21 protein-coding genes are annotated in these 22,776 nt (G+C 52.8%); 12 read left to right on the top strand and 9 right to left on the bottom strand.

Annotation, left to right across the window (positions count from 1 at the left end; genetic code table 11):
• Positions 1-106: 106 nt before the first annotated feature.
• Both SGR01S_RS00105 and tus read left to right on the top strand, forming a co-directional pair.
• Complete coding sequence (locus SGR01S_RS00105) at positions 107-1,372, top strand: MFS transporter (RefSeq protein ID WP_172479810.1); 1,266 nt, start codon at positions 107-109, stop codon at positions 1,370-1,372.
• A gap of 162 nt (positions 1,373-1,534) precedes the next feature.
• Complete coding sequence (gene tus, locus SGR01S_RS00100; protein ID WP_061806129.1) at positions 1,535-2,473, top strand: DNA replication terminus site-binding protein; 939 nt, start codon at positions 1,535-1,537, stop codon at positions 2,471-2,473.
• Here the strand turns inward: tus and SGR01S_RS00095 are convergent.
• The 4 genes from SGR01S_RS00095 to SGR01S_RS00080 form a co-directional block, all read right to left on the bottom strand.
• Complete coding sequence (locus SGR01S_RS00095) at positions 2,463-2,831, bottom strand: VOC family protein (protein WP_061806128.1); 369 nt, start codon at positions 2,829-2,831, stop codon at positions 2,463-2,465. The two genes, tus and SGR01S_RS00095, sit on opposite strands and share 11 nt — an antisense overlap.
• 91 nt (positions 2,832-2,922) lie before the next feature.
• On the bottom strand, positions 2,923-3,612 hold the full coding sequence (locus SGR01S_RS00090) for a helix-turn-helix transcriptional regulator (RefSeq protein ID WP_061806127.1): 690 nt from the start codon (positions 3,610-3,612) through the stop codon (positions 2,923-2,925).
• Between the two features lie 61 nt (positions 3,613-3,673).
• Positions 3,674-5,071 carry a class II fumarate hydratase gene (gene fumC / locus SGR01S_RS00085; protein ID WP_037414854.1) on the bottom strand — a complete coding sequence of 466 codons (1,398 nt, stop codon included), beginning with the start codon at positions 5,069-5,071 and terminating at the stop codon, positions 3,674-3,676.
• 260 nt (positions 5,072-5,331) lie between these two features.
• On the bottom strand, positions 5,332-5,685 hold the full coding sequence (locus SGR01S_RS00080; protein ID WP_061806126.1) for a hypothetical protein: 354 nt from the start codon (positions 5,683-5,685) through the stop codon (positions 5,332-5,334).
• Positions 5,686-6,241: 556 nt separating this feature from the next.
• Between SGR01S_RS00080 and manA the strand changes: the two genes are divergently transcribed.
• Both manA and SGR01S_RS00070 read left to right on the top strand, forming a co-directional pair.
• Positions 6,242-7,420, top strand: coding sequence for a mannose-6-phosphate isomerase (gene manA, locus SGR01S_RS00075; protein ID WP_061806125.1), 1,179 nt, complete (start codon positions 6,242-6,244; stop codon positions 7,418-7,420).
• A gap of 141 nt (positions 7,421-7,561) precedes the next feature.
• Positions 7,562-9,085: a YdgA family protein gene (locus SGR01S_RS00070; protein WP_061806124.1), complete on the top strand. Its 1,524-nt coding sequence runs from the start codon at positions 7,562-7,564 to the stop codon at positions 9,083-9,085.
• A 50-nt stretch (positions 9,086-9,135) separates the two neighbouring features.
• Here the strand turns inward: SGR01S_RS00070 and SGR01S_RS00065 are convergent, their stop codons facing one another.
• Positions 9,136-10,287, bottom strand: coding sequence for a serine hydrolase domain-containing protein (locus SGR01S_RS00065; RefSeq protein ID WP_061806123.1), 1,152 nt, complete (start codon positions 10,285-10,287; stop codon positions 9,136-9,138).
• 102 nt (positions 10,288-10,389) lie between these two features.
• Between SGR01S_RS00065 and SGR01S_RS00060 the strand changes: the two genes are divergently transcribed.
• The 3 genes from SGR01S_RS00060 (at position 10,390) to SGR01S_RS00050 (ending at position 13,286) form a co-directional block, all read left to right on the top strand.
• Positions 10,390-11,304, top strand: coding sequence for a LysR family transcriptional regulator (locus SGR01S_RS00060; RefSeq protein ID WP_037414841.1), 915 nt, complete (start codon positions 10,390-10,392; stop codon positions 11,302-11,304).
• A 147-nt stretch (positions 11,305-11,451) separates the two neighbouring features.
• A complete protein-coding gene (locus tag SGR01S_RS00055; protein ID WP_037414838.1) occupies positions 11,452-12,054 on the top strand; it encodes a TetR/AcrR family transcriptional regulator in 603 nt (200 codons plus the stop codon).
• A 77-nt stretch (positions 12,055-12,131) separates the two neighbouring features.
• Entirely contained in the window at positions 12,132-13,286 is a 1,155-nt protein-coding gene (locus SGR01S_RS00050) for an MFS transporter (protein ID WP_061806122.1), read from the top strand.
• 36 nt (positions 13,287-13,322) lie between these two features.
• Here the strand turns inward: SGR01S_RS00050 and ampC are convergent, their stop codons facing one another.
• Positions 13,323-14,459 carry a class C beta-lactamase gene (gene ampC / locus SGR01S_RS00045; protein WP_037414833.1) on the bottom strand — a complete coding sequence of 379 codons (1,137 nt, stop codon included), beginning with the start codon at positions 14,457-14,459 and terminating at the stop codon, positions 13,323-13,325.
• Positions 14,460-14,651: 192 nt separating this feature from the next.
• Between ampC and SGR01S_RS00040 the strand changes: the two genes are divergently transcribed.
• Positions 14,652-15,539 carry a LysR family transcriptional regulator gene (locus SGR01S_RS00040; protein WP_200875962.1) on the top strand — a complete coding sequence of 296 codons (888 nt, stop codon included), beginning with the start codon at positions 14,652-14,654 and terminating at the stop codon, positions 15,537-15,539.
• Positions 15,540-15,541: 2 nt separating this feature from the next.
• Here SGR01S_RS00040 and SGR01S_RS00035 read toward each other — a convergent pair whose 3' ends face one another.
• Positions 15,542-16,573 carry a Mal regulon transcriptional regulator MalI gene (locus tag SGR01S_RS00035; RefSeq protein ID WP_061806121.1) on the bottom strand — a complete coding sequence of 344 codons (1,032 nt, stop codon included), beginning with the start codon at positions 16,571-16,573 and terminating at the stop codon, positions 15,542-15,544.
• A 275-nt stretch (positions 16,574-16,848) separates the two neighbouring features.
• Between SGR01S_RS00035 and malX the strand changes: the two genes are divergently transcribed.
• On the top strand, positions 16,849-18,468 hold the full coding sequence (gene malX / locus SGR01S_RS00030) for a maltose/glucose-specific PTS transporter subunit IIBC (protein WP_037414827.1): 1,620 nt from the start codon (positions 16,849-16,851) through the stop codon (positions 18,466-18,468).
• Entirely contained in the window at positions 18,461-19,642 is a 1,182-nt protein-coding gene (locus SGR01S_RS00025; protein ID WP_061806120.1) for a MalY/PatB family protein, read from the top strand. The genes malX and SGR01S_RS00025 overlap by 8 nt, the downstream gene beginning before the upstream one ends.
• A 68-nt stretch (positions 19,643-19,710) precedes the next feature.
• On the opposite strand, the gene SGR01S_RS00020 is transcribed toward SGR01S_RS00025, so the two are convergent.
• Both SGR01S_RS00020 and SGR01S_RS00015 read right to left on the bottom strand, forming a co-directional pair.
• Entirely contained in the window at positions 19,711-20,079 is a 369-nt protein-coding gene (locus SGR01S_RS00020) for a hypothetical protein (RefSeq protein WP_037415882.1), read from the bottom strand.
• Positions 20,079-20,672, bottom strand: coding sequence for an NUDIX hydrolase (locus tag SGR01S_RS00015; RefSeq protein WP_061806119.1), 594 nt, complete (start codon positions 20,670-20,672; stop codon positions 20,079-20,081). Before SGR01S_RS00015 ends, SGR01S_RS00020 begins: the two co-directional genes overlap by 1 nt.
• Positions 20,673-20,772: 100 nt before the next feature.
• Here SGR01S_RS00015 and SGR01S_RS00010 point away from each other — a divergent pair, with 100 nt between their 5' ends.
• Positions 20,773-21,528: a DeoR/GlpR family DNA-binding transcription regulator gene (locus tag SGR01S_RS00010; RefSeq protein WP_061806118.1), complete on the top strand. Its 756-nt coding sequence runs from the start codon at positions 20,773-20,775 to the stop codon at positions 21,526-21,528.
• A 137-nt stretch (positions 21,529-21,665) separates the two neighbouring features.
• On the top strand, positions 21,666-22,664 hold the full coding sequence (add, locus tag SGR01S_RS00005; RefSeq protein ID WP_061806117.1) for an adenosine deaminase: 999 nt from the start codon (positions 21,666-21,668) through the stop codon (positions 22,662-22,664).
• Positions 22,665-22,776: the final 112 nt, after the last annotated feature.

Here is a 22,776-nt window from a genome sequence, read left to right as displayed (position 1 = left end):
AAGCGAATGCAGGTAACAACGCTGTAATTTGAAAGATGACGGGTATCAATCACACCAAGTTCGGTAAGGAAAAACTGTGACAACCCCTGTGCGTTCTACGGCCAGTATGCCGTCGACGCTAGCCGCCAACGACGATGCGGCTGCTGCGCCAAAAACCCAACGTTCCACCCTGAACAAGCTTCCCTACATCGAACGCGGAACACCGCAATTTATACGCGTCACGCTAGCGTTGTTTTCTGCCGGTCTGGCGACGTTCGCCTTGCTATATTGTGTGCAACCGATTCTGCCGGTTTTATCGCAAGACTTTGGCATCTCCCCCGCCGAAAGTAGCCTGTCATTGTCGGTTTCCACCGGCTTGTTGGCACTCGGCCTGATGTTTACCGGCCCACTCTCTGATGCCATCGGTCGCAAACCGGTCATGGTTGTGGCACTGCTGCTGGCGGCAATCTGCACCCTGATATGCGCCTTTATGACCAGTTGGCAAGGCATCCTGCTGATGCGTGCGCTGATAGGGCTTTCACTGAGCGGTGTCGCTGCCGTCGGTATGACCTATTTGAGCGAAGAGATCCATCCTAGCTTCGTCGCTTTTTCAATGGGGTTGTATATCAGCGGTAACTCGATCGGTGGTATGAGTGGTCGTTTGGTGACTGGGGTGCTGACCGATTTCTTCTCCTGGCGTGTGTCACTGGCCGTAATCGGATTATTTGCCCTGGCTGCCGCCTGTATGTTCTGGCGCATTTTGCCCGCTTCAACGCATTTTCGCGCAAGTTCACTGCGTCCACGCACTTTGCTGATCAACTTTCGTCTGCATTGGCACGACAAGGGGCTGCCATTGCTCTTCGCCGAAGGTTTTCTACTGATGGGCAGCTTCGTGACCATGTTTAACTATATCGGCTACCGCCTGTTGTCGGATCCTTACCATCTCAGCCAAGCAATTGTCGGCCTGCTGTCGGTGGTGTATCTGACCGGTTCATACAGCTCACCGAAAGCCGGTGCCATGACCAGCCGTTTTGGTCGCGGGCCCGTGCTGCTGGTTTCAACGCTGATTATGCTGATCGGTATTCTGATCACTGCCCTAGCTCCGGTAGCGGTTATTTTTATTGGCATGATGCTGTTCACTGCGGGTTTCTTTGCCGCCCACTCTGTCGCCAGTAGTTGGATCGGCCGTCGCGCTCGCCGGGCCAAAGGCCAGGCATCCTCGCTTTATCTGTTCTGTTACTACGTAGGTTCCAGCGTAGCGGGGACACTTGGCGGCGTTTTCTGGCACAGTTTCGGCTGGAATGGCGTAGTCGCGTTTATCAGCGTGATGTTGCTGCTGGCTTTATTGGTCGTACATTACCTGAAGAAATTACCGGAAGCCGCACGCATTTAATCCTCTGTTCATCGCCTGCCTGTGATTAATTCACGCAGGCGGTGACCTTGATTCCCCTGTCAGACTTGGACTACGCGAGGTTAAATTCACCACAGTGGCTGATGTTGCCCTTTTGTTTGCTGTTCTCTTATTGTATGTTGTAACTAAAATGAGAGGTGAATAATGGACAAGTACGGTTTAATCAGCAGGATGAATGCTTGTTTCAATGAGCTGGAACAGGCGCTGGCCGCTCTCCACCAGCAGATCCTTCCTCTGCGATTGTTGGCTGGGCGGGTGTTCAGTTTGCCGGAGATCGAAAAAGGCAAAGAGCATGTGACAGTGGAGCAGATCGCTGTCGAACAGCACCTTGGCCAAACTGCGCGTGATTTAGCGCTAGAGCACTTCCAACGGCTGTTTATCCACCACAACAAGCATAATGTCAGCAGTAAAGCGGCGGTACGCCTGCCCGGCGTGATCTGCCTGGCGGTGGAACAACCGGAATACCTGAGAATACAAGAGCACGTTGCTTTGATTAACCGGCTCAAGGCCGAGTTGGAGCAGATTATTACCGTCGACTCCGGCCTGGCACCGGAACAACGTTTTGACTTTGTTCACACTCACCTGCATGGCCTGATCACCCTCAGCGCCTATCGTACTCTTACCGTTTTGACGAACCCGGATTCGGTTCGTTTCGGCTGGGCCAACAAGCATATTATCAAGAACGTGAAACGCGACGACATTCTGGCTCAGTTGGAAAAAAGTCTGAAGGCTGGCCGCGCAGTCCCGCCCTATAATCGCGAGCAATGGGCCGAATTGGTCAGCCGCGAGATCGATGACGTCAGCCGTCTGCCACAGCAAGCGGCGCTGAAAATCAAACGCCCGGTAAAAGTACAGCCTATCGCACGGGTTTGGTATCAACCGCAGCAAAAGCAGGTGCAACACCCCTGCCCGCTGCCGCTAATTGCCCTGTGTCAGGTGGAACACGGTGCCAAAGTGCCAAAAATTGGCGAATTGCTTAATTACGACGCCGCTGCGGTCAAACACAAATACAAGCCAGACGCAAAACCGCTACGACTGCTGGTTAAACGACTGCATCTTTATACCGACGTCCCTACTCGCTGAGGTTGTAAACTCGCAGACGGTGGCCGTCCGGGTCGATGGCGACAAAGCTGTAACCAAAATCCAGCGTCACGGGTGGCTGAATTATCTCAAGTCCTTGTTCATGCCACTGCTGGTAAAGCGCATCCACTTGTTGCGACTCTTCACACATAAAGCCGATTTCTCCGCCACCACCGGTAACCGTTGCGGCAGGTTCCACGGTATGTTTCGACCACATCGCCAATTTGAAGCCGTTACTCAGCACAAACAGCGCAAAGGTTGGAGAAAGTTCCACCGGTGCCAACCCCAATAACCGGCGGTAAAAAGCAGCACTCTTTTCTGGATTATCAACGTACAGGAGGGTCATATTCGGCGTTGTCATCGTACTCACCTTATGGCTGAAGGGAACCGACTGGCTCCCGATAACCCAAGGCTAAACGTGTCTGCTGACAGTTTTTGGCAGCAGTGATGATTTACTGCGGAGGGATCCCATGAGCCTCATGCCACTCTTTCATCAACAAGCGGCGGCCTCTCGGATAGCGCTGCACCATTGGCGTCGCCCGGTGAATGCGGTCGAGACGGAAATGGCGAAATGACTGGCGTAGCTCGCACCAGGCAACCAGCATTCGCGTCTGTTCAAAATACCCCAGCGCAAATGGCCAAAGAATACGTTCACTGACCTTACCATCGCGATCACAGTAATCCACCGCGAGTTTACGCTCCTGACGGATGACGCCACGAATCAGCACCAGCGTCTCATCGGCGACTTTCACTAAATCCATCGGGCCAATCAGTAACGTGCTGGACTCCAGCTCATCGCGCAGCGCCGCAGGCAATACGTCGGCGATTTTCGCCAACGCGTTATTGGCTGCCCCCGCCAGTTGACTGTCACCACGGCGACCTACCCAGCGCATCCCCAAGACCAGCGCTTCTATTTCTTGTTGTGAAAACATCAGCGGTGGCAACATAAAACCAGGCCGCAGCACATAACCGACACCCGCCTCGCCGACTATCTCAGCCCCTTGCTGTTGCAACGTGGCAATATCGCGGTACAGCGTACGCATACTGATCTTCATTTCCTGCGCTAACGCATGGCCGGTAACCGGGTAGCGATGCCGCCGCAGTATCTGCATCAGATCGAGTAAACGCTCGGTACGTGACATCTATTTCTCTCCATAAAAAAGGGCTTACCTTAAGTAAGCCCTGCGCCATTGAGACAATCAATTACTTCTTCATACTTCCAACCATCTCTTCCGGGCGTACCCACAGATCAAACTGTTCTTCTGTCAGGTAACCCAGTTTCAGCGCCGATGCCTTCAGGGTCAGTCCTTCTTTGTGCGCTTTTTTAGCGATTTCTGCGGCTTTGTCATAGCCAATATGCGTATTCAGCGCAGTCACCAACATCAATGACTCATTCAGCAACTGGCTGATACGATCACGATTAGGTTCAATACCCACCGCACAATGCTCGTTAAAGCCTTGCATGCCGTCGGCTAACAGGCGAATGGACTGCAAATAGTTGTGGATCACCATCGGGCGGAACACGTTCAACTCAAAGTTGCCAGAGGCACCACCAATATTCACCGCGACGTCGTTGCCCAGAACCTGAGCGCACAACATGGTCATCGCTTCGCACTGAGTCGGGTTCACCTTACCCGGCATGATAGAGCTGCCCGGTTCGTTTTCAGGGATGGAGATTTCACCAATGCCACAACGTGGGCCGGATGACAGCCAACGCACATCGTTAGCAATTTTCATCAGCGAAGCTGCCAACCCTTTGAGTGCACCGTGGCCGTGTACCAACGCATCACAGGTTGCCAGTGCTTCAAATTTGTTGGGTGCCGTGACAAACGGCTGTTGCGTCAGATCGGCCAGCGCCTTGGCAACCCGAACGGCATATTCCGGATGTGTATTCAGCCCGGTGCCCACGGCGGTGCCGCCCAACGCCAGTTCGCAGATATGTGGAATGCTGGCTTCAATATGGTGCAGATTATGTGTCAACATCGCTGCCCATCCGGAAATTTCCTGGCCGAGCGTCAGCGGCGTGGCGTCCTGTAGATGGGTCCGGCCTATTTTAACGATATCGCGGAAAGCATCCGCTTTATCGCTTAAGGTTTTATGCAGCACTTTCAATTCGGGGATCAGATGCTCACGCACAGCAATCACAGCTGCGACATGCATCGCGGTCGGAAACACGTCGTTGGAACTTTGGCTCTTGTTGACGTCGTCATTCGGGTGCACCCGCCGCTCTTCGCCACGTACGCCCCCCAACAGCTCGCTGGCACGATTAGCTAACACCTCATTCATGTTCATGTTGGTCTGGGTGCCAGAGCCGGTCTGCCAGATTGACAAAGGGAATTCATCGGTATGCTGGTCCGCCAGCACTTCATCGGCGGCGCGGATAATCGCATTGGCCCGCTCGGCCGGCAGCAGTCCCAGGTCCATATTCACGCTGGCCGCGGCGCGCTTGGTCAATGCCAGCGCGTGAATCAAAGCGGTCGGCATCTTTTCAGAAGAAATGCGAAAGTGCTCCAGAGAACGCTGCGTTTGCGCGCCCCATAGCCGATCTGCCGGCACTTCGATAGGTCCCATAGAGTCTTTTTCAATACGAACGGCTGCCATCACGATCTCCTTAGTACAATTCCTAAAAATGTACGATTACGCCAACGTGCTCAAGCCCGCCGGCACACCCATCCAGTATAGTGACATAATAACTATTCGCATTAAGAGAGTTGCCTCACAGCATTTTTCCCCCATTGTCATAGACAGTGTGCGGGCATTATTTTCTGACAGCCTATTCCCGCCTCTTTTTTGGACCTGACACCACTGAATAATAAAAAAGCGCCATCTGGCGCTCTTAATATTTAGGTCTTATTACAGTATTAATGGTGGTGTTGATTATAGGCGTTAATTCTTTGGTCTTGCAGATGGTTGATTTCATCGTAGGCATCCTGACGCTCATTATGACGATAAACTCCCACACCGACAGCACCGGCCACCGCAGCGACTGGATGAGCGACCGTGGTTGTTGCCACCGGCGCGGCAGTCACCACCACAGGTGCTGGTGTCACAACCACCGGCCGCGGTACAACGACCACCGGACGTGGTGCCACGATCACCGGTCTGGGCGCGACCACCACGGGCCTGGCAACGCCATAACCATAAGCATGGGTAACAACAACAGCCGCATTAGCACCCGAAGTGCACAGAGCCAGAGCCAGTAAAAGTTTTTTCATTAGCGCCTCAGCGTAAGTAATTATCAAAGAGTCGGTTTATTGGTGTGCACTGTATAGCGACGCTGTTAGGCAATTTAAGCCATTTGTGTGATTGCAGATGAAATCGAAATAATTAAGATGAAAGATATATTCACCCGGTAATAATTCACGTCAAAAAACACAGATTGAAATATATTGGAGGAAAACACTGCGCCCATAATATTTATTTTGGTATGCATATCAGATTTAAACTGTGCCGTAGCAACACACTTTTTTTTCCGCCTCCCCCGCGCTCTGTTGTGCCACCGCAGTCTTTGCCAAGGGATATGGGAATTGTGACTGTTGGTGCTCTCACGTTATACTTTGCTCGCCGCGGGGCAGCGGCACAGATGAGCCACATGTTTGATCACACACCACTTTCGCGCTGTCGTTCGGGTGTAGGATGGGGCTCACCTAATTTGTTTGTTTTAGCCTTTTATCCCTTCTGGCTTTCAAATGGCAGCGTGAAAACCAAAGGGGATAAATCAGTCAGCTACTTACCGTCACCCGGCGGCGAACGTAAAGGATGTTTATCAAGATGCAAAAAATGATCAACGCAGTGCAAAACTATGCGTGGGGCAGTCACGACGCATTAACGCAGCTGTATGGTATCGCCAACCCACAAGGGTTACCGATGGCCGAGCTGTGGATGGGCGCTCATCCGAAGAGCAGCTCACGCGTAGCAGGTACCGACGGCAATTTGCGCTCACTGCGCGATGTCATTGATGAAGATCAGTCCAAGCAGTTGGGCACCGACGTCGCCCGCCGTTTTGGCGAGTTGCCGTTCCTGTTTAAAGTGCTGTGCGCCGATCAGCCGCTGTCGATTCAAGTGCATCCAAGCAAGTCCGCAGCTGAAATGGGTTTTGCTAAAGAAAACGCAGCGGGCATTCCTTTGGATGCGGCCGAGCGCAATTATAAAGATCCCAATCACAAGCCTGAACTGGTGTTTGCCCTGACACCATTCCTGGCGATGAACGGCTTCCGTGAATTGTCCGATATTGTTTCCCTGTTGCAGCCACTTGCCGGTGCACATCACGATATTGCGGCGTTCTTGCAACAACCTGACGTCACCCACTTGTCAGCGCTGTTTGCCAGCCTGTTGGCGATGAGCGGCGAGCAAAAAGCGCTGGCACTCGGCGTACTGAAAGCCGCGTTGAACAACCAACAGGGTGAACCTTGGGATACCGTGCGCTTTATCGCAGGTTTCTACCCGGAAGACAGCGGCTTGTTCTCACCATTGCTGCTGAACGTGGTTCAGCTCAAGCCAGGTGAAGCCATGTTCCTGTATGCCGAAACCCCACACGCCTATCTGAAAGGCGTTGCACTGGAAGTAATGGCCAACTCGGACAACGTACTGCGTGCCGGTCTGACACCAAAGTTCATTGATATCCCAGAATTACTGGCTAATCTACAGTTCCGCCCGCAACCCGCTGCCGGCCTGCTGACTGAGCCACAAAAACGCGGCGATGAGCTATTCTTCCCTATCCCGGTTGACGATTTCGCGTTCTCATTACACGATCTTTCCGCCAATCCACAGGCGCTGAAACAAAATAGCGCAGCTATCTTGTTCTGCGTTGACGGCGAAGCCGTGCTAACTAAACAAAACCAGCAATTGGTACTGAAACCGGGTGAATCCTGCTTTATCGGCGCGTTTGAATCGCCGGTTAGCGTCAGTGGTTCGGGCCGAATCGCCCGTGTTTATAACCTGTTGTCGTAAACGCTCGGTAAATTTCCGCAAATTGGTTGCTGAAAGAGTGGCTTACCTTCACAATTAAACGCCTGCGGGCGTTTTTTTATTGGCCCAAACTTGCCCATCCATCTGCTTAAGACAGATGGCTTAATAAGGATGAACAGAACTATGAAAAAATCGTTAGTCGCTGTTAGCGTCATTGTGGTTCTTGGCGCAGCATGGACCGGGGCTTCCTGGTACACCGGCAAACTGATCGAACAACGGATGGGTGAAGTGGTTGATAACGCCAACAGCCAACTCAAAGCCTATCTGCCAAAAGCCGGTGTCAAACTGGGTTATGAAAATTACCAACGTGGTATCTTCAGCAGCAAAATTCGCTATGTCCTGCGCGCTGACGGCAGCGTTACGACTGACGATGCTCCCCTGAAAGCCGGTGACGAAGTCGCGTTCATGGAAACCATCGACCATGGTCCCTTCCCGTTGGCCCAGTTAAAGAAATTCAACCTGCTGCCAAGCATGGCATCGGTACATACCGAACTGGAAAACACCCCAGCAACCAAAGGCCTGTTTGAGATCACCAAGGGCAAATCGTTGTTCACCGCTGAATCACGCATTTCTTACTCAGGCGATACCTCGTCTGCTATTGACGTGATCCCGCTGGAATATCAAAAAGACAAGTCAGCACTGAAGTTCAGCGGTGCGACCATCAATGCCGATGTATCACGCGATATGAAAGCCATCACCCTGGACGCCAGCAGCGACAGCGCCGTGATCAGTGGCCCGAACCAGTTTGGTCAAATCGAACAAGTCCAGTTGCAGGGCGCTACGCTGAAGAGCAATACCCACGCGGGTCAGTTCGATCTCAGCCTGGGTAACCAGAATATGGCCGTGAAACAGGTCAAGGTTGCCGTTGACGGTAAAGAAACCCTGACGCTGGACGGCTTTAAATTAGCAAGTCAATTCGGTGAAAAAGACAGTAATCTGAACGGCCAGATCGATTACACCATGGACGCGTTGAAGATCCAAAACAGTGACTTCGGCTCCGGTAAGTTGACGTTGAAAATCGACAAACTGGATGCAAAATCACTGAAAGAGTTCGCCGACCGTTACAACCAACAAGCGATGGTAATGCTGCAACAGGCACAAACGATGGATCCTGTCGCCTATCAGCAACAAACCACCGATATCCTGCTGCAAAACCTGCCGCTGTTGTTGAAAGGCAACCCGACCATTAGCGTCGCACCGTTGAGCTGGAAAAACAGCAAGGGTGAAAGTACCTTTACCCTGAACCTGGACCTGACCGACCCTGCACAAGCAGGCTCTCCGGCAGAGTCGCCAGACCAACTGATTGCGCGTTCAGTGAAAAAACTGGATGCGAACCTGAGCATTCCTGTCGCGATGGCAACTGAAACCACCTCACAAACTGCGTTACTGCAGGGCTACAGTGCCGAAGAATCTCAGAAACTGGCGCAGCAGCAGGTGCAAGGCTTGGCAGCAATGGGACAGATGTTCAAACTGACCACATTGAAAGACGGCGTGATCGGCAGCAGCTTCCATTACGCCGACAATCAGGTTGATCTGAACGGCAACAAGATGTCACTGCAGGAGTTCATCGGCACGTTCGGTCTGCTGGGTGCTCCAGCTGATGACGGTGCCCCGGCGCAGGACGCAGTGCCTGCTCCAGCCCAATAACTCTCTGTTCGCATAAGTTGGGGCCCGCTTGGCGGGCCCTTTTTTTATCGCTAAATCCCGTACACCGCATCGCGGATCTGCTGCGGATAGAGCCCACTCATTCCCTCAAATGCCGTGTTGGTCAACGCCACCACACTGAATGCCGTCTGCGGATCATAAAACCAACTGTGACCATACACGCCGCCCCATTGCAAAGTACCATTATGCTGTGGTGTCGCCGCCAACTGCGCGTCCACTAACACCGCGCCACCGAAACCAAAACCCCAACCCGGGCCCTGAATTTCGGCCTCTGCCCCAACATGAGGTTGGCGCATCAGTTCTGCTGTGGCCGGTTGTAAAATACCTTCGCGGCCGTTGCGCAATGTTTCCACCAGCCGCAACACGTCGTCAGCATCACCGACCATACCGGCTCCACCGGAGGCATAGGCCTGAGGATCACGCGCTCGTGAGGGCGATAATTCAATATCGAAGCCAAAACCTTCCGGCAATGCCAAGCGCATATCATCACGAATCGGCTCTGGACGGGCAGCCGTATCGTAATAAGCCGTTGCCAGATTGTCGGCATCGGTGGTGTAAAAACCGGTATTCTCCAATCCCAACGGGTGTGCAACCCAGTCATTGAATAACTGTGGCAATGGCTTACCCACCACCTGCTCCAGCACTGCCCCCAATACGTCGATAGACAGTGAGTAATTAAACTCGCGACCAGGTTCGGCCAACAAGTCCGCCTGCGCCAACAAGCGCAAGTTCTGCTCCAGCGTCAATGACGACAGCGCCATACCGTCTTGAATGCCCAAGCGCTGATATGCCCCATCTGTTGGCTGATTAAAGCGGTAACTCAACCCGGATGTGTGGCTCAGTAAATGGCGGATTTTAATCTCTGGGCAACGGCCGTCGGGCAGTATTGGCGTGAACCAAGGTAACCAGCGGCTGACCGCATCATCCAAACTCAGTTTTTGCTGTTCGATCATGCGCATCGCCGCCAAGGTGATGTAGGGCTTGGACACAGACGACAGCAGGAATTGTGTCTTACGCCGCATAGGTCGCTGTTGTTCACGGTCAGCGTACCCGTTGGCTTCAGCGTAAATGACTGTGCCATATTGCGCCACCAACACCACACTGCCGACGATACGCTCTTCTTCAATCGCCCGCAGGCTGACCGCCTGAACTCTTTCTGCTAATGACGGATTCACTGTCGACATGTTTTATTGCTCTCTGAGGGGTAATAAAATCAGTCTAATGTGATTATTATAAAATTAAATACCGGGTTACTTAACGAATCATTAAGCAGAGATTACCAATAGATGAGCTCACTGTTGCAGTTACTGCCATTTTTTGAAGCCGTGGCCCGGTTAGGCAGCTTTACCCAGGCGGCCAATCACCTTGGGGTCACCCCACCTGCTGTATCGCAAAACATTCAGGCTCTGGAAACACGTTTAGGTGTCCGGTTATTTAATCGTACCAGCCGGTCGGTTCGGCTGAGCGATGAAGGACGCCTGTTTTACCAGCGAGTGGCCCCGGCAATGGGACAAATAGACGTGGCTGCTGATGACGTCCGCAGCCTGCACGGCCGCCCTTCTGGTTTGTTGCGCATTACTTTGCCGCAGTTAGCCGCTTCATTATTAGTGATGCCCTATCTGGCGGAGTTTCTGACGCGTTACCCTGAGGTACAGCTCGAGCTGTTTACTGACGACCACTTTTCTGACTTGGTACTGGACAATTTCGATGCCGGTATCCGTATGCGTGCCATGGTGCAAAAAGACATGGTTGCGGTGCCTATCGACAATAACCAACGGCGTGTGATCATCGCCACACCGGGCTATCTGGCACAGCACGGCACTCCTCAGACACCGCAGGCCCTGAGCGAACATAACTGCCTGCGCTACCGTTTCCCCGGCAGCGGAAAATTTGAGCCCTGGTATTTCAGGCAGGACGGCGGGCAACTCACACTGGAAGCCAGTGGCAGCCTGATATTTAACGAAGACAGGCTGATTAAAGACGCCGTGCTCGCCGGCCTGGGCATCACCCAACGCTTTGCCAGTACCGTACAGCACGAGCTCAACAATGGGCAGTTGGTGGAAATTCTGGCGGATTACAGCAGTGACTTCCCCGGCTTTTTCATCTACTTTCCCGCCAATCGACACATGCCGCTCAAGCTACGGGTGTTTATTGATTTTATGCGTGAGAAGCGGGCTCAGCAGCACAACCCCAAGGCCTAAAGATAATGAAAAACAATCAACACATTGATAAATAACAATAAAAACAACCTTCATGTAACATGATGAATAAGATGGAAAATTATTTGACTGATCGTTCCACAATCAATACTATACGGCCTCAACTCATTTCAAGCCCCCCGATCCTCCATGAGTGCTGAAAAACCTATCTATCCAGGCCGTCCAAGACAGTTCGAAGATGAGGATGTCATTGATGCCGCCGTGGCCGTCTTTAGCGCCAATGGCTATGCTGGCACTTCTGCGCAAGATTTATGCAATGGGACCGGATTGGGGAGAGGAAGCTTATATAATGCCTTTGGTAGCAAACAAGCTCTGTATGAGCAGGCGTTGTTGCGCAGTCATGAGCACACTATGTCAGCACAACTAGCGATTCTCACACAACCGGGGTTAGTCAAAGAACGATTACGCACTCTTCTGCTATGGGGTATTGCCGAAGATCTCTCACAGCCCGAACAACATGATGCCATGGTCTTGTTCTCCGCGCTGGAACGAGGCAGTAAAGATGAAGCGGTCGCCAGTCTGAATCAAGAATATCGGCAACGCCTGGAACAAACACTGGTCGCCGTGTTTATCGAAGGCCAACAGAACGGAGAGCTCGGTACCCGCGCATCGGCAATTGAAATGGCCAGAGGCTTTATGGCCGGTTATTACGGTTTACGTGTGTTGAATAAAAACATTTCGGATAGAAATACCCTCGAAGATGTCGTCGCTGGCCTGTTAATCAACTTATAAAACAAAAATAAAAAAACCACCCATTTTATTAATTATTTTTGTAACGATCATTCAAATACCAGGAGAATATTAACACTATGCCGTTAGCAGTGTATGTTTTGGGGCTGTCTATTTTTTCACTTGGCACGGCCGAATTAATGGTGGCAGGCATGATGTCTACCTTATCCGAAGCCTTTGGGATCACCGTAGGTGAAGTCGGTCATTTGATCTCTTATTATGCCTTTGGTGTCATGTTGGGTGGTCCTGTATTAACCTATTTTTTCCTCAAGTTTAAAGCCCCCTATCGAACCACATTATTGTGGCTATTATCTCTGTATGTCGTCGTGCAAGGTTCGAGCGCCTTTATCTCGGATTACTCCCTTTTAGTTGCGATCCGAATTGTGACGGGCGTTTTGTGTGCTGGATGTTTGAGTCTCTCGCTTGCAACAAGCATGGCGTTAGTGCCTATCGAACATCGCCCTCGCGCCGCTTCGGTTGTCATCGCTGGTTTTATGGTATCCAACGTTTTCGGCGTCCCGCTTGCAACCATCATTGATCAACACTGGGGCTGGCGTATAAGCTTTGGTCTGGTTGCCGTTCTGGTTTTCATCTGCCTGCTCGCCCTGGCTCGCCTGTTACCTTCTTTGGCCGCAGGTGGAACGCTAAAAATGGCAGAGGAACTCAACGCATTTAAAAATAAAGCCTATTGGAAAGCCTGCACAACAAGCTGTTTAATTCTGGGTGCTAGCTTTGCGGCATTCAGTTACTTTGTCCCTGTATTGGTCGATGTAAGCAATTTTAGTATGCAAGCCGTGCCCTTTATTTTAATGCTTTATGGATTAGCCAATATCGTGGGCAATATGATAACGGGCCGACTGGCATATCGTCACAGCCTGGCGATTATGGTCGTAGGATTAACGATTCTGAGTCTGTCTTTATTGGGCATGGCGTTATTCGCGGAATATCAAGCAATCGCTATTATCGCAGTAATTCTGATTGGGTTATCCGGCGTACCAATGAATCCTGCCATGATGGCGAGAATTGTCAGCGTAGCTCATCCGGGACCAATGGTTAATGCCGTGCATACCTCGGTCATTAATATTGGTTTAGGTGGTGGCTCCTATTTTGGCGGTATGGCGATCGCATCAGGTTATGGTTTGCGTTCAGCATTGTGGATTGGGATGGTATTAGCCATATTGGCATTAACCTCCGTTTTACCTTATTTGCGTAACGGTAAACAAGGCTGGAGTTAATATAAAAACAGGGGCGCCACGGCGCCCCTGTGGTGATCACGGCTTATCTAGTAGCTGAACAATGCGGTAGGTCGCCGCAACCCGATCATCATTCGGGAACCATTTGTTAGCCAGCATCACCACAGCGATTTTTTGCGATGGGATGAATACAGCGTAGGTTGAGAAGCCGCCTGTCGAGCCGGTTTTGTTATACCAACTGGCGGCCTGTTCCTGTTGTGGTGGCGTGATAGCCGTTGCTGGGGTGCCGTTCATGATCATCCCCGCGTTGTTGCCTTCGGTCAGGCGAGCTAAATCGACCGGGTAAGCATAATTTTCCCACATCAAATCTTGGGTGAAAACCCCTGCCTTGTAGTAACCGACATGAGTCGCTGCAAGTGCGCTACGCCATTTTTCTGTCACTTTAATCTGTTGCAGGTTGGCGTCCAGGTAACGGATCAGATCGCGGGCGTTGGACTTGATACCGTAGGATTCAGCGTCCAACGGACCTGGATTGACACGCACCGGTTTATCTTGCTTGTCGTAGCCCTGTGCATAATTGGCCATTTGAGCGGTAGGTACATGGATATAGGTATGCGTCATGCCCAAGGCCGGCAGCAAAGTCTTTTCCATCGCTTGAGCAAACGGCTGGTTGAGGCTTTTCGCCGTGATCATCCCCAGCATGCCAATACCCAGGTTCGAATATACGCGCGTGCTACCTGCCGGGTGCTGCGGTTGCCAGTTTTTATAATAAGCCATCAGTTGTGTGTTGTTGGTTACCTCATCGGGCACAAACAATGGCAATCCGGAAGTGTGCGTCGCCAGGTTCAGCAAGCTGACATGGTCAAATGCGCTACCGCGCAGTTCAGGCAGATAACGACTGGCTGGCTCAGAGAACGACAGTTTGCCCTCATTTTGCGCATACGCGGCCAGTGTGGCAGTGAAAGTCTTGCTCAATGACCCAATCTCAAACAGCGTTTGGTTGGTGATCGGTTTACCTGTCTGTTTGGACGCAACGCCGTAGTGATAGAACTGCTGTTTTCCCCCCACCGACACGGCGATTGCCATGCCCGGCACACCGTACTTCTGCATCAATGGTTGAACGATGGCGTCAATGTCTGCTTTATCGGCAGCATGGCCAGCAGGCAGGATCAATGTGGCGAGCAGCGCGGCTGCCAGGCGATTTATTTTCATCATGTAAAAGCTCATGGGTTGCAGGGTATCGGCCGATGACAAAAGATTTTGTTGTCATTCAACACGCGAATATCCTTGGATGGTGATGTGATTCCTTTTCTGACTGCGTGATTACCGCAACAGCTGCGCAAAATATCGTGGTTTAGCCTTGAGTTGACAAGCGATAATAATTTCAGCCAGCATAAAGAAAAACTTATGGCTAACATTATGCGCAACCGACTTCCCCTGAATGCCCTGCGAGCGTTTGAATCTTCCGCTCGTCATCTGAACTTTACGCGCGCTGGGTTGGAACTGAGTGTGACCCAAGCCGCTGTCAGTCAGCAGGTACGCACACTCGAACAACAGTTGGGTATTCAGCTGTTCCGCCGCCTGCCGCGTGGGCTGGATCTGACCGAGGAAGGACAGGCACTGCTGCCAATATTGACGGATGCTTTTGACCGCATTGAATCAGTGTTGCAACAGTTTGAAGGTGGGCATTTCCATGAGGTGCTGACAGTCGCCGTGGTCGGTACCTTTGCCGTCGGTTGGCTAATGCCCCGCCTGGCAGCCTTCAGAGAAGCACACCCGTTTATCGATTTGCGGGTGCTGACCAATAACAACCTGGTCAATCTGTCGGCTGACGGGATGGATTTTGCTATCCGCTTTGGTGAGGGCCGATGGCCGGCAACCCATAACGTTAAACTGTTTGATGCACCACTGACGGTGTTATGCCCACCCGATGTCGCTGAACGCCTGCACACACCGCAAGACCTGCAAAATGAGCGGCTGATGCGTAGTTACCGCAAAGACGAATGGGAATGCTGGTTCACCGCAGCAGGGATCACACCGTGGCGTATTAACGGCCCGGTGTTCGATTCGTCTCGGCTGATGGTGGAAGGCGCAATTCACAGCAGCGGTGTAGCGTTAGCCCCGGCACGTATGTTTACCCGAGAACTCCGGGAAGGCGTCTTGCAACGCCCCTTCGCCGCCGAAGCGAATCTGGGTGGGTATTGGCTCACCCACCTGAAATCACGCGATATGACGCCAGCGATGAAAATGTTTGTCAGTTGGCTGCTGCAACAGGCCAACGATGAGCAGGATTGAGATCAGGCCGAGCCGCGTTTGATCAGCATCGGTGGCAGGATGACGTTTTGCGGCGGCAGTTCGGCATCCGTAATCCGCTGTAGCAGGCGTGAAGCGGCACTGCGGCCAACTTCCCGTGCCGAACTGGAAACCAATGTCAACGGCGGCTCGGTCAGTTCGGCTTCGGGCACGTCGCCAAAACCAATCAACGCCACCTGCTGACCGTAGTAGGTGTCTACCCCTTCCGAACCAATACTGCGCCCACTGCGCACGATACCAAAGTAGGCGCCCAACGCGACCGATGCCTTATGGCAAACCAGAGCGCTAATATTCGGGTGTTGCCGCAGCAAACGTTCAGCCGCTTCAGCCGCCGCACGCTGATGGCAGTCACACTCAATAATCCAATCGGAGCGGAAAGGCAGGCCATACTGTACCAGCGTGGAACAAAACCCTCCGAGTCGTTCGGCACGGGTCAGAGAACTGCTTTCACCGCCCAGATAAGCGATTTGGCTGTGCCCACGTTTGATCAAGAATTCAGTCGCCATTTTGGCCGCTTGCATGTTGTCGGGCCGCACTACGTCAACCCCTTCGAGCCCATTGGAGCGTGCTGCACAGACCAAAGGCACCCCCTGTTCTGCCGCTTTTTCCTTCAGCCCTTCGGCCAGACGGACGCCCCCCGCCAGCACAATGCCGTCCACCCCGTGCTCTAGCAGAGTATCAAAACACCGCATCAACCCCTTACCGTCACGGCCACTTTGAGTAAGAAACAGCACTTTGCCATGCGCCTCAAGTACCTCGCTCAAGCCCGCCGTCATTTCTGCGTAAAAGGGCTCGCATATATCACGCAGAATCAGTCCAATCACGCCCGACTCTCCGCCGCGCAGTGTCGCAGCCTGGCGGTTACGCACATAGCCCAAGCGTTCAATCGCCTGATTCACCCGTGCCACGGTGGTAGATGAGATACGCCCTTTGCCACTGAGCACCAACGAAACCGTGGTAACAGAGACACCGGCTTGCTGGGCGACATCGGTGATGGTGATTTTTTTGATGGTCATAACCTCTGCGAGCCCGATCCTGGGCATTTTGTCCCCATCGTCTTACACGGCTTAGCAAGGCCGTGAAAGACAACGGAATATGTCTCTTGAAACAAATGGTATACCGAATCTGTTTGGCCAGTAAAACGTTTTACTGACATCACCATTGTCACCGCAAAGCGTACGCTGGAATTGTGATTAGCGGCGCATTTTTGCTAGGTAAAACGTTTTATCTTATTTTTACCTAACAGGGTACACATTACTTTTGCACGCTTTTTCGCCAGGAGCAGCCGGTTATGCCAGCATCTAAAAAACAAAAAATAACGCTTTGGGAGTTTTTCCAAAGTCTGGGCAAGACATTCATGCTGCCCGTCGCCTTGCTGTCGTTCTGCGGCATCATGCTGGGGATCGGCAGTTCGCTGAGTAGCCGCGATGTCATCACCCTACTGCCGTTTATTGGTCATCCTGCCTTTCAGTTACTGTTCACCTGGATGAGCAAGATCGGCTCCTTTGCCTTCAGCTTCCTGCCTGTGATGTTCGCCATTGCCATTCCGTTGGGCATGGCGCGTGAAAACAAGGGGGTTGCCGCCTTCTCCGGTTTTGTCGGGTTCGCCGTATTGAACCTGGCGACCAACTTTTACCTGACTACCACCGGCATTTTACCTACGACCGATCCGCTAGTGCTGAAAGCCAACAACATCCAGAATATCCTCGGTATTCAATCTATTGATACCGGGATTCTGGGTGCGGTGATCGTCGGGATTATCGTTTATCTGCTGCATGAGCGTTTCAATACCATTCGCTTACCGGATGCACTGGCGTTCTTCGGTGGCACCCGCTTTGTACCTATCGTCACGACCGTCGTGCTGGGCCTGTGTGGGCTGGTTATTCCGCTGATCTGGCCGTGGTTTGCCGCAGGTATCAACGGTCTGGGCTGGGTGATTAATGGTGCTGGTGCTTTTGGGCCGATGATTTTCGGCACTGGCGAGCGACTGTTGTTGCCGTTTGGGTTGCATCACATTCTGGTGGCGCTGATCCGCTTTACCGAAGCGGGCGGCACACTGGATGTCTGCGGTCATACCGTTAGCGGTGCACTGACTATCTTCCAGGCACAGCTTTCCTGCCCGACCACGACCGGCTTTGCCGAAAGTGCGACCCGCTTCCTGTCACAGGGCAAGATGCCAGCCTTTCTCGGTGGGCTGCCAGGTGCGGCATTGGCGATGTACCACTGTGCCAAACCGGAAAACCGCCATAAAATTAAAGGCCTGCTGATTTCCGGCGTGGTAGCCTGCGTGGTCGGCGGTACAACCGAACCGATCGAGTTCTTGTTCTTGTTTGTCGCACCTTTCCTGTACCTCATTCACGCCATTCTAACCGGACTGGGCTTTACCGTAATGGCACTGCTGGGAGTAACCATCGGCAATACCGACGGCAATATTATCGACTTTGTCGTCTTCGGCATCCTGCACGGCACCGCCACAAAGTGGTATTTGGTCCCCCTTGTCGCCGCCATCTGGTTCGCTGCCTATTACGCCATTTTCCGCTTCTCCATTCAGCGCTTTAATATCAAGACACCGGGCCGCGAGAGCGAAACGGCTGGTAGCCAAAGCGCACCTGTGGGCTCAGTCGGCAAGTCAGGCTACAACGTGCCCGCTATTCTGGCGGCACTGGGTGGGAGTGAGAATATTATTTCACTGGATAACTGCATCACCCGTTTGCGTCTGTCGGTCGACGATATGACCAAAGTGGATGACGCCGCGCTAAAAGCCCATCGCGCCATTGGCGTGGTACACCTCAATGAACACAATCTGCAGGTGGTGATCGGCCCGCAGGTGCAATCGGTGAAAGATGAATTAGACTCACTGATAGCTGCAGCACAACCTGCTGCACCCTTGCAGGGAGCATCACATGTTTGATTTCTCTACCCCGGTCGACCGGCACGGCACTTGGTGCACGCAATGGGATTACATCGCCGACCGTTTTGGCAGCGATGACCTGCTGCCGTTCACTATCTCCGATATGGATTTTGCCACCGCCCCCTGCATTATTGAGGCGCTGCAACAGCGCCTGCAGCATGGCGTACTCGGCTACAGTCGCTGGCAGCATGAAGATTTCCTTGGTGCAGTCCGTCACTGGTATCAGCAGCGGTTTAATACCCCCATCGATACCAACATGGCGGTCTATGGGCCATCGGTGATTTACATGGTGGCACAATTGATTCGCCAGTGGTCGGCACCGGGTGAATACGTGGTCACTCATACCCCCGCTTATGACGCTTTTTATAAGGTAATCCTCGGGAATCAGCGTCAACTGCTGGCCTGTCCCCTGCATAAAAACGGCAATGATTGGCAGTGTGATATGGCGCACCTGGAAGCCTTGTTGGCACGGCCTCAAACCAAAATTTTGTTGCTGTGCAGCCCACATAACCCGACCGGCAAAGTGTGGCGCGTAGAGGAACTGCAACACATGGCGGAGCTCTGTGAGCGCCACGATGTGCGTGTGATCAGCGATGAAATCCATATGGATATGGTATGGGGAAAACAGCGTCATACCCCGTGGAGCCAGATCGCAACCACTCCCTGGGCATTGCTGACATCGGGTTCCAAGACCTTCAATATTCCGGCTCTGACCGGCGCCTACGGTTTTATCAGCGAGGACACTGCTCGTGATGCCTACACTCAACAGTTGAAGGCCCGCGATGGGTTATCGTCACCCGCCGTGTTAGCTGTAGCAGCGCATATTGCCGCATATCGCCACGGAGAACCCTGGCTGGATGCATTACGCGATTACCTGCAGGCCAATCTTACCTACGTTGCAGAGCGATTGAATCAGGCATTCCCTGTACTGGGCTGGCAACCACCGCAGGCGACCTATCTGGCCTGGATCGATCTGCGGCCGTTAGGTATTGACGATCGTCAGTTACAACAGGTGCTGATTGAGCGCGAGAAAGTCGCCATCATGCCCGGTTTCACCTACGGTGAAGAAGGCCGTGGTTTCCTACGCTTAAACGTCGGCTGTCCGCGCAGTAAGGTTGAAGCCGGGATGGACAAGCTGATTAGCGGACTGACGTTTGTGCTGGCACAGGCTTGATATACCCGCACGGTTAACTCCCTCTCCTTTAGGAGAGGGAGACATATCACTCGGAACCCAGTGCAAGCTTAGGCCAAGAGTTGGGGGATATCCGCCAGCCGGTGATACACCGCAAGACCACGCTCATTGGCCAACCGCACGTCATTGTCAGCCCCTGCCGACGCCCCTTCAATACGATAAACCGCCTGACACTGAGCAATCAGACGGTGGGCAACCGGATAAAGGTATTCTTCGCAAATAGCATCGCCATGCTGCGTAGAACCTGCCGCTGCTGCCAAGGGCAGTGCCAACCACTCGCCAATCACTGGCACATGACCACGCTGATACACCTCAAGCGCGGCCTGCTCCAATCGTTGCAAATTAGCGGCAATACGTTGGGGTTCACCATCCGTGCCGCTACGATAAGGACCGGCAATCAAAATCAGTTGAGCTTTCATCATATTTTGTCCAGCGTGTGATTCAGAGCAACAAACTGCAATAGCATAATGGTTTTAGCATCAACGATTACCCCCTGCCGAATTGCCTGCAACGCTTCCGTTAACGGCAGTTCCAGCACTTCAAGATCCTCGCCTTCGGCTTCCACTCCACCACCATCACCGACCCGGCTGTCTGCGTGGTATTCACCAACAAAGAAATGTAATTTCTCGGTGACCGAACCGGGACTCATGTAAGCCTCGAATACTTTTTGCACATTTTGCACGAAATAGCCGGTTTCCTCTTCTGCTTCGGCACGAATGCGTTCTTCCGGCGATGCATTGTCCAACAGACCAGCAGCGGCCTCGATCAGCATGCCATCATGGCCATTGACGAACACCGGGAAACGGAACTGGCGCGTCAACACCACGGTTTGCGCCTGCCGGTTAAACAACAAAATAGTCGCACCGTCACCGCGATCGTAGGTTTCACGGCTCTGTCGTTGCCATACACCATCACGTCGTAAAAAATCAAAGGTGGTCTTTTTCAGCAGATACCAGTCATCGGACAGCACTCGGGTTTCAACAATACGAACCCGATCTTGGGTAGCAGTCATGTTGGTTAACTCCACAGGCAGGAAAGGAAATTGATACTATCGTGCAATTTCGTGTATGATCAAGATATTTCGTGCAGAGTAAATTTAACGGGGAAACGCCATGCTTACCAGCCAACGTAAAAAGATCATTCTGGAAAAACTGGCCCAAGACGGACAGGTTCTGGCCAAACAACTCAGTGAAATGTTTGGGTTATCTGAAGACACACTGCGACGCGATCTACGCGAACTGGACAGTGAAGGTTTGCTGCAACGCGTACACGGCGGGGCGCTGCCGGTCTCCCCTGCCATTGCTGCCTTTGCCGAAAGAAACGGCCAGGAATCCGCCGCCAAGCGGGCGATCGCCAAAGCCGCCGCGGCAATGATCGCCCCCGGACAGGTGGTGATCCTCGATGGTGGAACCACCTCCGCTGAATTGGTGAAACACCTGCCGCCCACGCTTGAGGCCACCATTGTCACCCACAGCCCCAGCGTCGCGGTCGGTCTGGTTGATCACCCCAAAGTGGAAGTGATCCTGATTGGTGGGCGGTTGTACAAACATTCGATCGTCAGCGTAGGCGCGGCGGCGGTTGAGGCGATGTCGCACATTCGTGCCGATATTTACTTTATGGGTGTGACCGGCGTACACCCCACCGCCGGCCTGAGCACCGGCGATCTTGAAGAGGCCTATATTAAACGCGCGCTGGCGGCGCGAGCGGCCGAAACCGTGGTGTTGGCCTCTGCCGCCAAGCTGAATGCCGCCTCACAATATGCGATTGGTGATATCACCCTGGCGCAAAGCATTATTGTCGAACGCTCGACCGATGCCACACTGATTACCCCGTTGGAACAAGCCGGAGTGACTGTCATTAAGGCCTAAACAACGTCAAATAATGCGGCAAATTCCGCATTATTTGTGATTTATGTCACTTTTTTATGCAACGACATGGCAATTTTCATCATTTTGTTTTTATACTGATCTGCACTTTACCTACAACAAAATAACGAGTGCACATCATGATTGACTCCCGCCTTCCGCTGACCGACATCCACCGTCACCTCGACGGCAACATCCGTGCGCAAACCATCCTCGATCTGGGCCGTCAGTTTAACCTTGCCCTGCCGGCCGACGAATTGGCAGCCCTGCGTCCACACGTGCAAATTACCCATGCCGAACCGGATCTGGTCAGCTTTTTGCAAAAGCTGGACTGGGGTGTGGCGGTGTTGGGCGATTTAGATGCCTGTCGTCGTGTCGCTTACGAAAATGTTGAAGATGCTGCCAACGCCGGTCTGCACTATGCCGAACTGCGTTTCTCGCCGTATTACATGGCGATGAAACACCAGTTACCGGTGGCTGGGGTGGTAGAAGCGGTGATTGATGGCATTCGTTCCGGTTCTCGCGATTTGGGCATTGATGTGCGCCTGATCGGCATCATGAGCCGTACCTTCGGCGAGGCCGCCTGTTTGCAAGAGCTGGAAGGCCTGCTGGCACACCGTGATGGTATTACCGCGCTGGATCTGGCCGGTGACGAACTCGGTTTCCCTGGCAGCCTGTTCCTCAATCATTTCAACCGTGCCCGTGATGCAGGTCTGCGCATCACCGTGCACGCCGGTGAAGCCGCTGGTCCGGAAAGCATCTGGCAGGCGATCCGCGAACTGGGTGCCGAACGCATCGGCCACGGTGTGAAAGCCGTTGAAGATCCGGCATTGATGGATTTCCTGGCGGAACAGGGTATTGGTATCGAGTCCTGCCTGACCTCTAACATTCAGACCAGCACTGTGCCGTCACTGTCGCAGCATCCGCTGGCGAAATTCTTGCGCCACGGCGTAATGGCGTCGATCAACACCGACGACCCGGCGGTTCAGGGCATCGAAATTGAGCATGAATACCTGGTCGCGGCACCACAGGCCGGGCTGACAGAGGCGGAGATCCGCACCGCTCAAGAAAATGGCCTGAAAATGGCGTTCCTCAGCGAGCAGGAAAAGCAGGCGCTGCGCGATAAAGTTCGCGGCTAATTGAAGAATGGGTCCAATGTTGCGTCATACATGTCAGTTAAGCCTGACAGATGATTTCGTTGGTACCTGTTAGTTGCGTGCAAGGGGAATTGCCACAAACGTAGGGCAATTA

The organism is Serratia grimesii NBRC 13537, assembly GCF_001590905.1.
GTDB lineage: Bacteria > Pseudomonadota > Gammaproteobacteria > Enterobacterales > Enterobacteriaceae > Serratia > Serratia grimesii.
The sequence above is the reverse complement of the archived record's forward strand: the minus strand, read 5'-3'. Positions and strand labels throughout refer to the sequence as shown.

Bases quoted from the DNA above. Each gene is read 5' to 3' on its own strand.
- SGR01S_RS00105 (WP_172479810.1), top strand. From the start codon at position 107: ATGCCGTCGACGCTAGCCGCCAACGACGATGCGGCTGCTGCGCCAAAA.
- SGR01S_RS00025 (WP_061806120.1), top strand. From the start codon at position 18,461: ATGTTTGATTTCTCTACCCCGGTCGACCGGCACGGCACTTGGTGCACG.
- SGR01S_RS00020 (WP_037415882.1), bottom strand. From the start codon at position 20,079: ATGAAAGCTCAACTGATTTTGATTGCCGGTCCTTATCGTAGCGGCACG.
- manA (WP_061806125.1), top strand. From the start codon at position 6,242: ATGCAAAAAATGATCAACGCAGTGCAAAACTATGCGTGGGGCAGTCAC.
- SGR01S_RS00050 (WP_061806122.1), top strand. From the start codon at position 12,132: ATGCCGTTAGCAGTGTATGTTTTGGGGCTGTCTATTTTTTCACTTGGC.
- tus (WP_061806129.1), top strand. From the start codon at position 1,535: ATGGACAAGTACGGTTTAATCAGCAGGATGAATGCTTGTTTCAATGAG.
- malX (WP_037414827.1), top strand. From the start codon at position 16,849: ATGCCAGCATCTAAAAAACAAAAAATAACGCTTTGGGAGTTTTTCCAA.
- SGR01S_RS00080 (WP_061806126.1), bottom strand. From the start codon at position 5,685: ATGAAAAAACTTTTACTGGCTCTGGCTCTGTGCACTTCGGGTGCTAAT.
- SGR01S_RS00095 (WP_061806128.1), bottom strand. From the start codon at position 2,831: ATGACAACGCCGAATATGACCCTCCTGTACGTTGATAATCCAGAAAAG.
- SGR01S_RS00065 (WP_061806123.1), bottom strand. From the start codon at position 10,287: ATGTCGACAGTGAATCCGTCATTAGCAGAAAGAGTTCAGGCGGTCAGC.
- SGR01S_RS00070 (WP_061806124.1), top strand. From the start codon at position 7,562: ATGAAAAAATCGTTAGTCGCTGTTAGCGTCATTGTGGTTCTTGGCGCA.
- ampC (WP_037414833.1), bottom strand. From the start codon at position 14,459: ATGATGAAAATAAATCGCCTGGCAGCCGCGCTGCTCGCCACATTGATC.
- add (WP_061806117.1), top strand. From the start codon at position 21,666: ATGATTGACTCCCGCCTTCCGCTGACCGACATCCACCGTCACCTCGAC.
- SGR01S_RS00040 (WP_200875962.1), top strand. From the start codon at position 14,652: ATGGCTAACATTATGCGCAACCGACTTCCCCTGAATGCCCTGCGAGCG.
- SGR01S_RS00015 (WP_061806119.1), bottom strand. From the start codon at position 20,672: ATGACTGCTACCCAAGATCGGGTTCGTATTGTTGAAACCCGAGTGCTG.
- SGR01S_RS00035 (WP_061806121.1), bottom strand. From the start codon at position 16,573: ATGACCATCAAAAAAATCACCATCACCGATGTCGCCCAGCAAGCCGGT.
- SGR01S_RS00010 (WP_061806118.1), top strand. From the start codon at position 20,773: ATGCTTACCAGCCAACGTAAAAAGATCATTCTGGAAAAACTGGCCCAA.
- fumC (WP_037414854.1), bottom strand. From the start codon at position 5,071: ATGGCAGCCGTTCGTATTGAAAAAGACTCTATGGGACCTATCGAAGTG.
- SGR01S_RS00055 (WP_037414838.1), top strand. From the start codon at position 11,452: ATGAGTGCTGAAAAACCTATCTATCCAGGCCGTCCAAGACAGTTCGAA.
- SGR01S_RS00090 (WP_061806127.1), bottom strand. From the start codon at position 3,612: ATGTCACGTACCGAGCGTTTACTCGATCTGATGCAGATACTGCGGCGG.
- SGR01S_RS00060 (WP_037414841.1), top strand. From the start codon at position 10,390: ATGAGCTCACTGTTGCAGTTACTGCCATTTTTTGAAGCCGTGGCCCGG.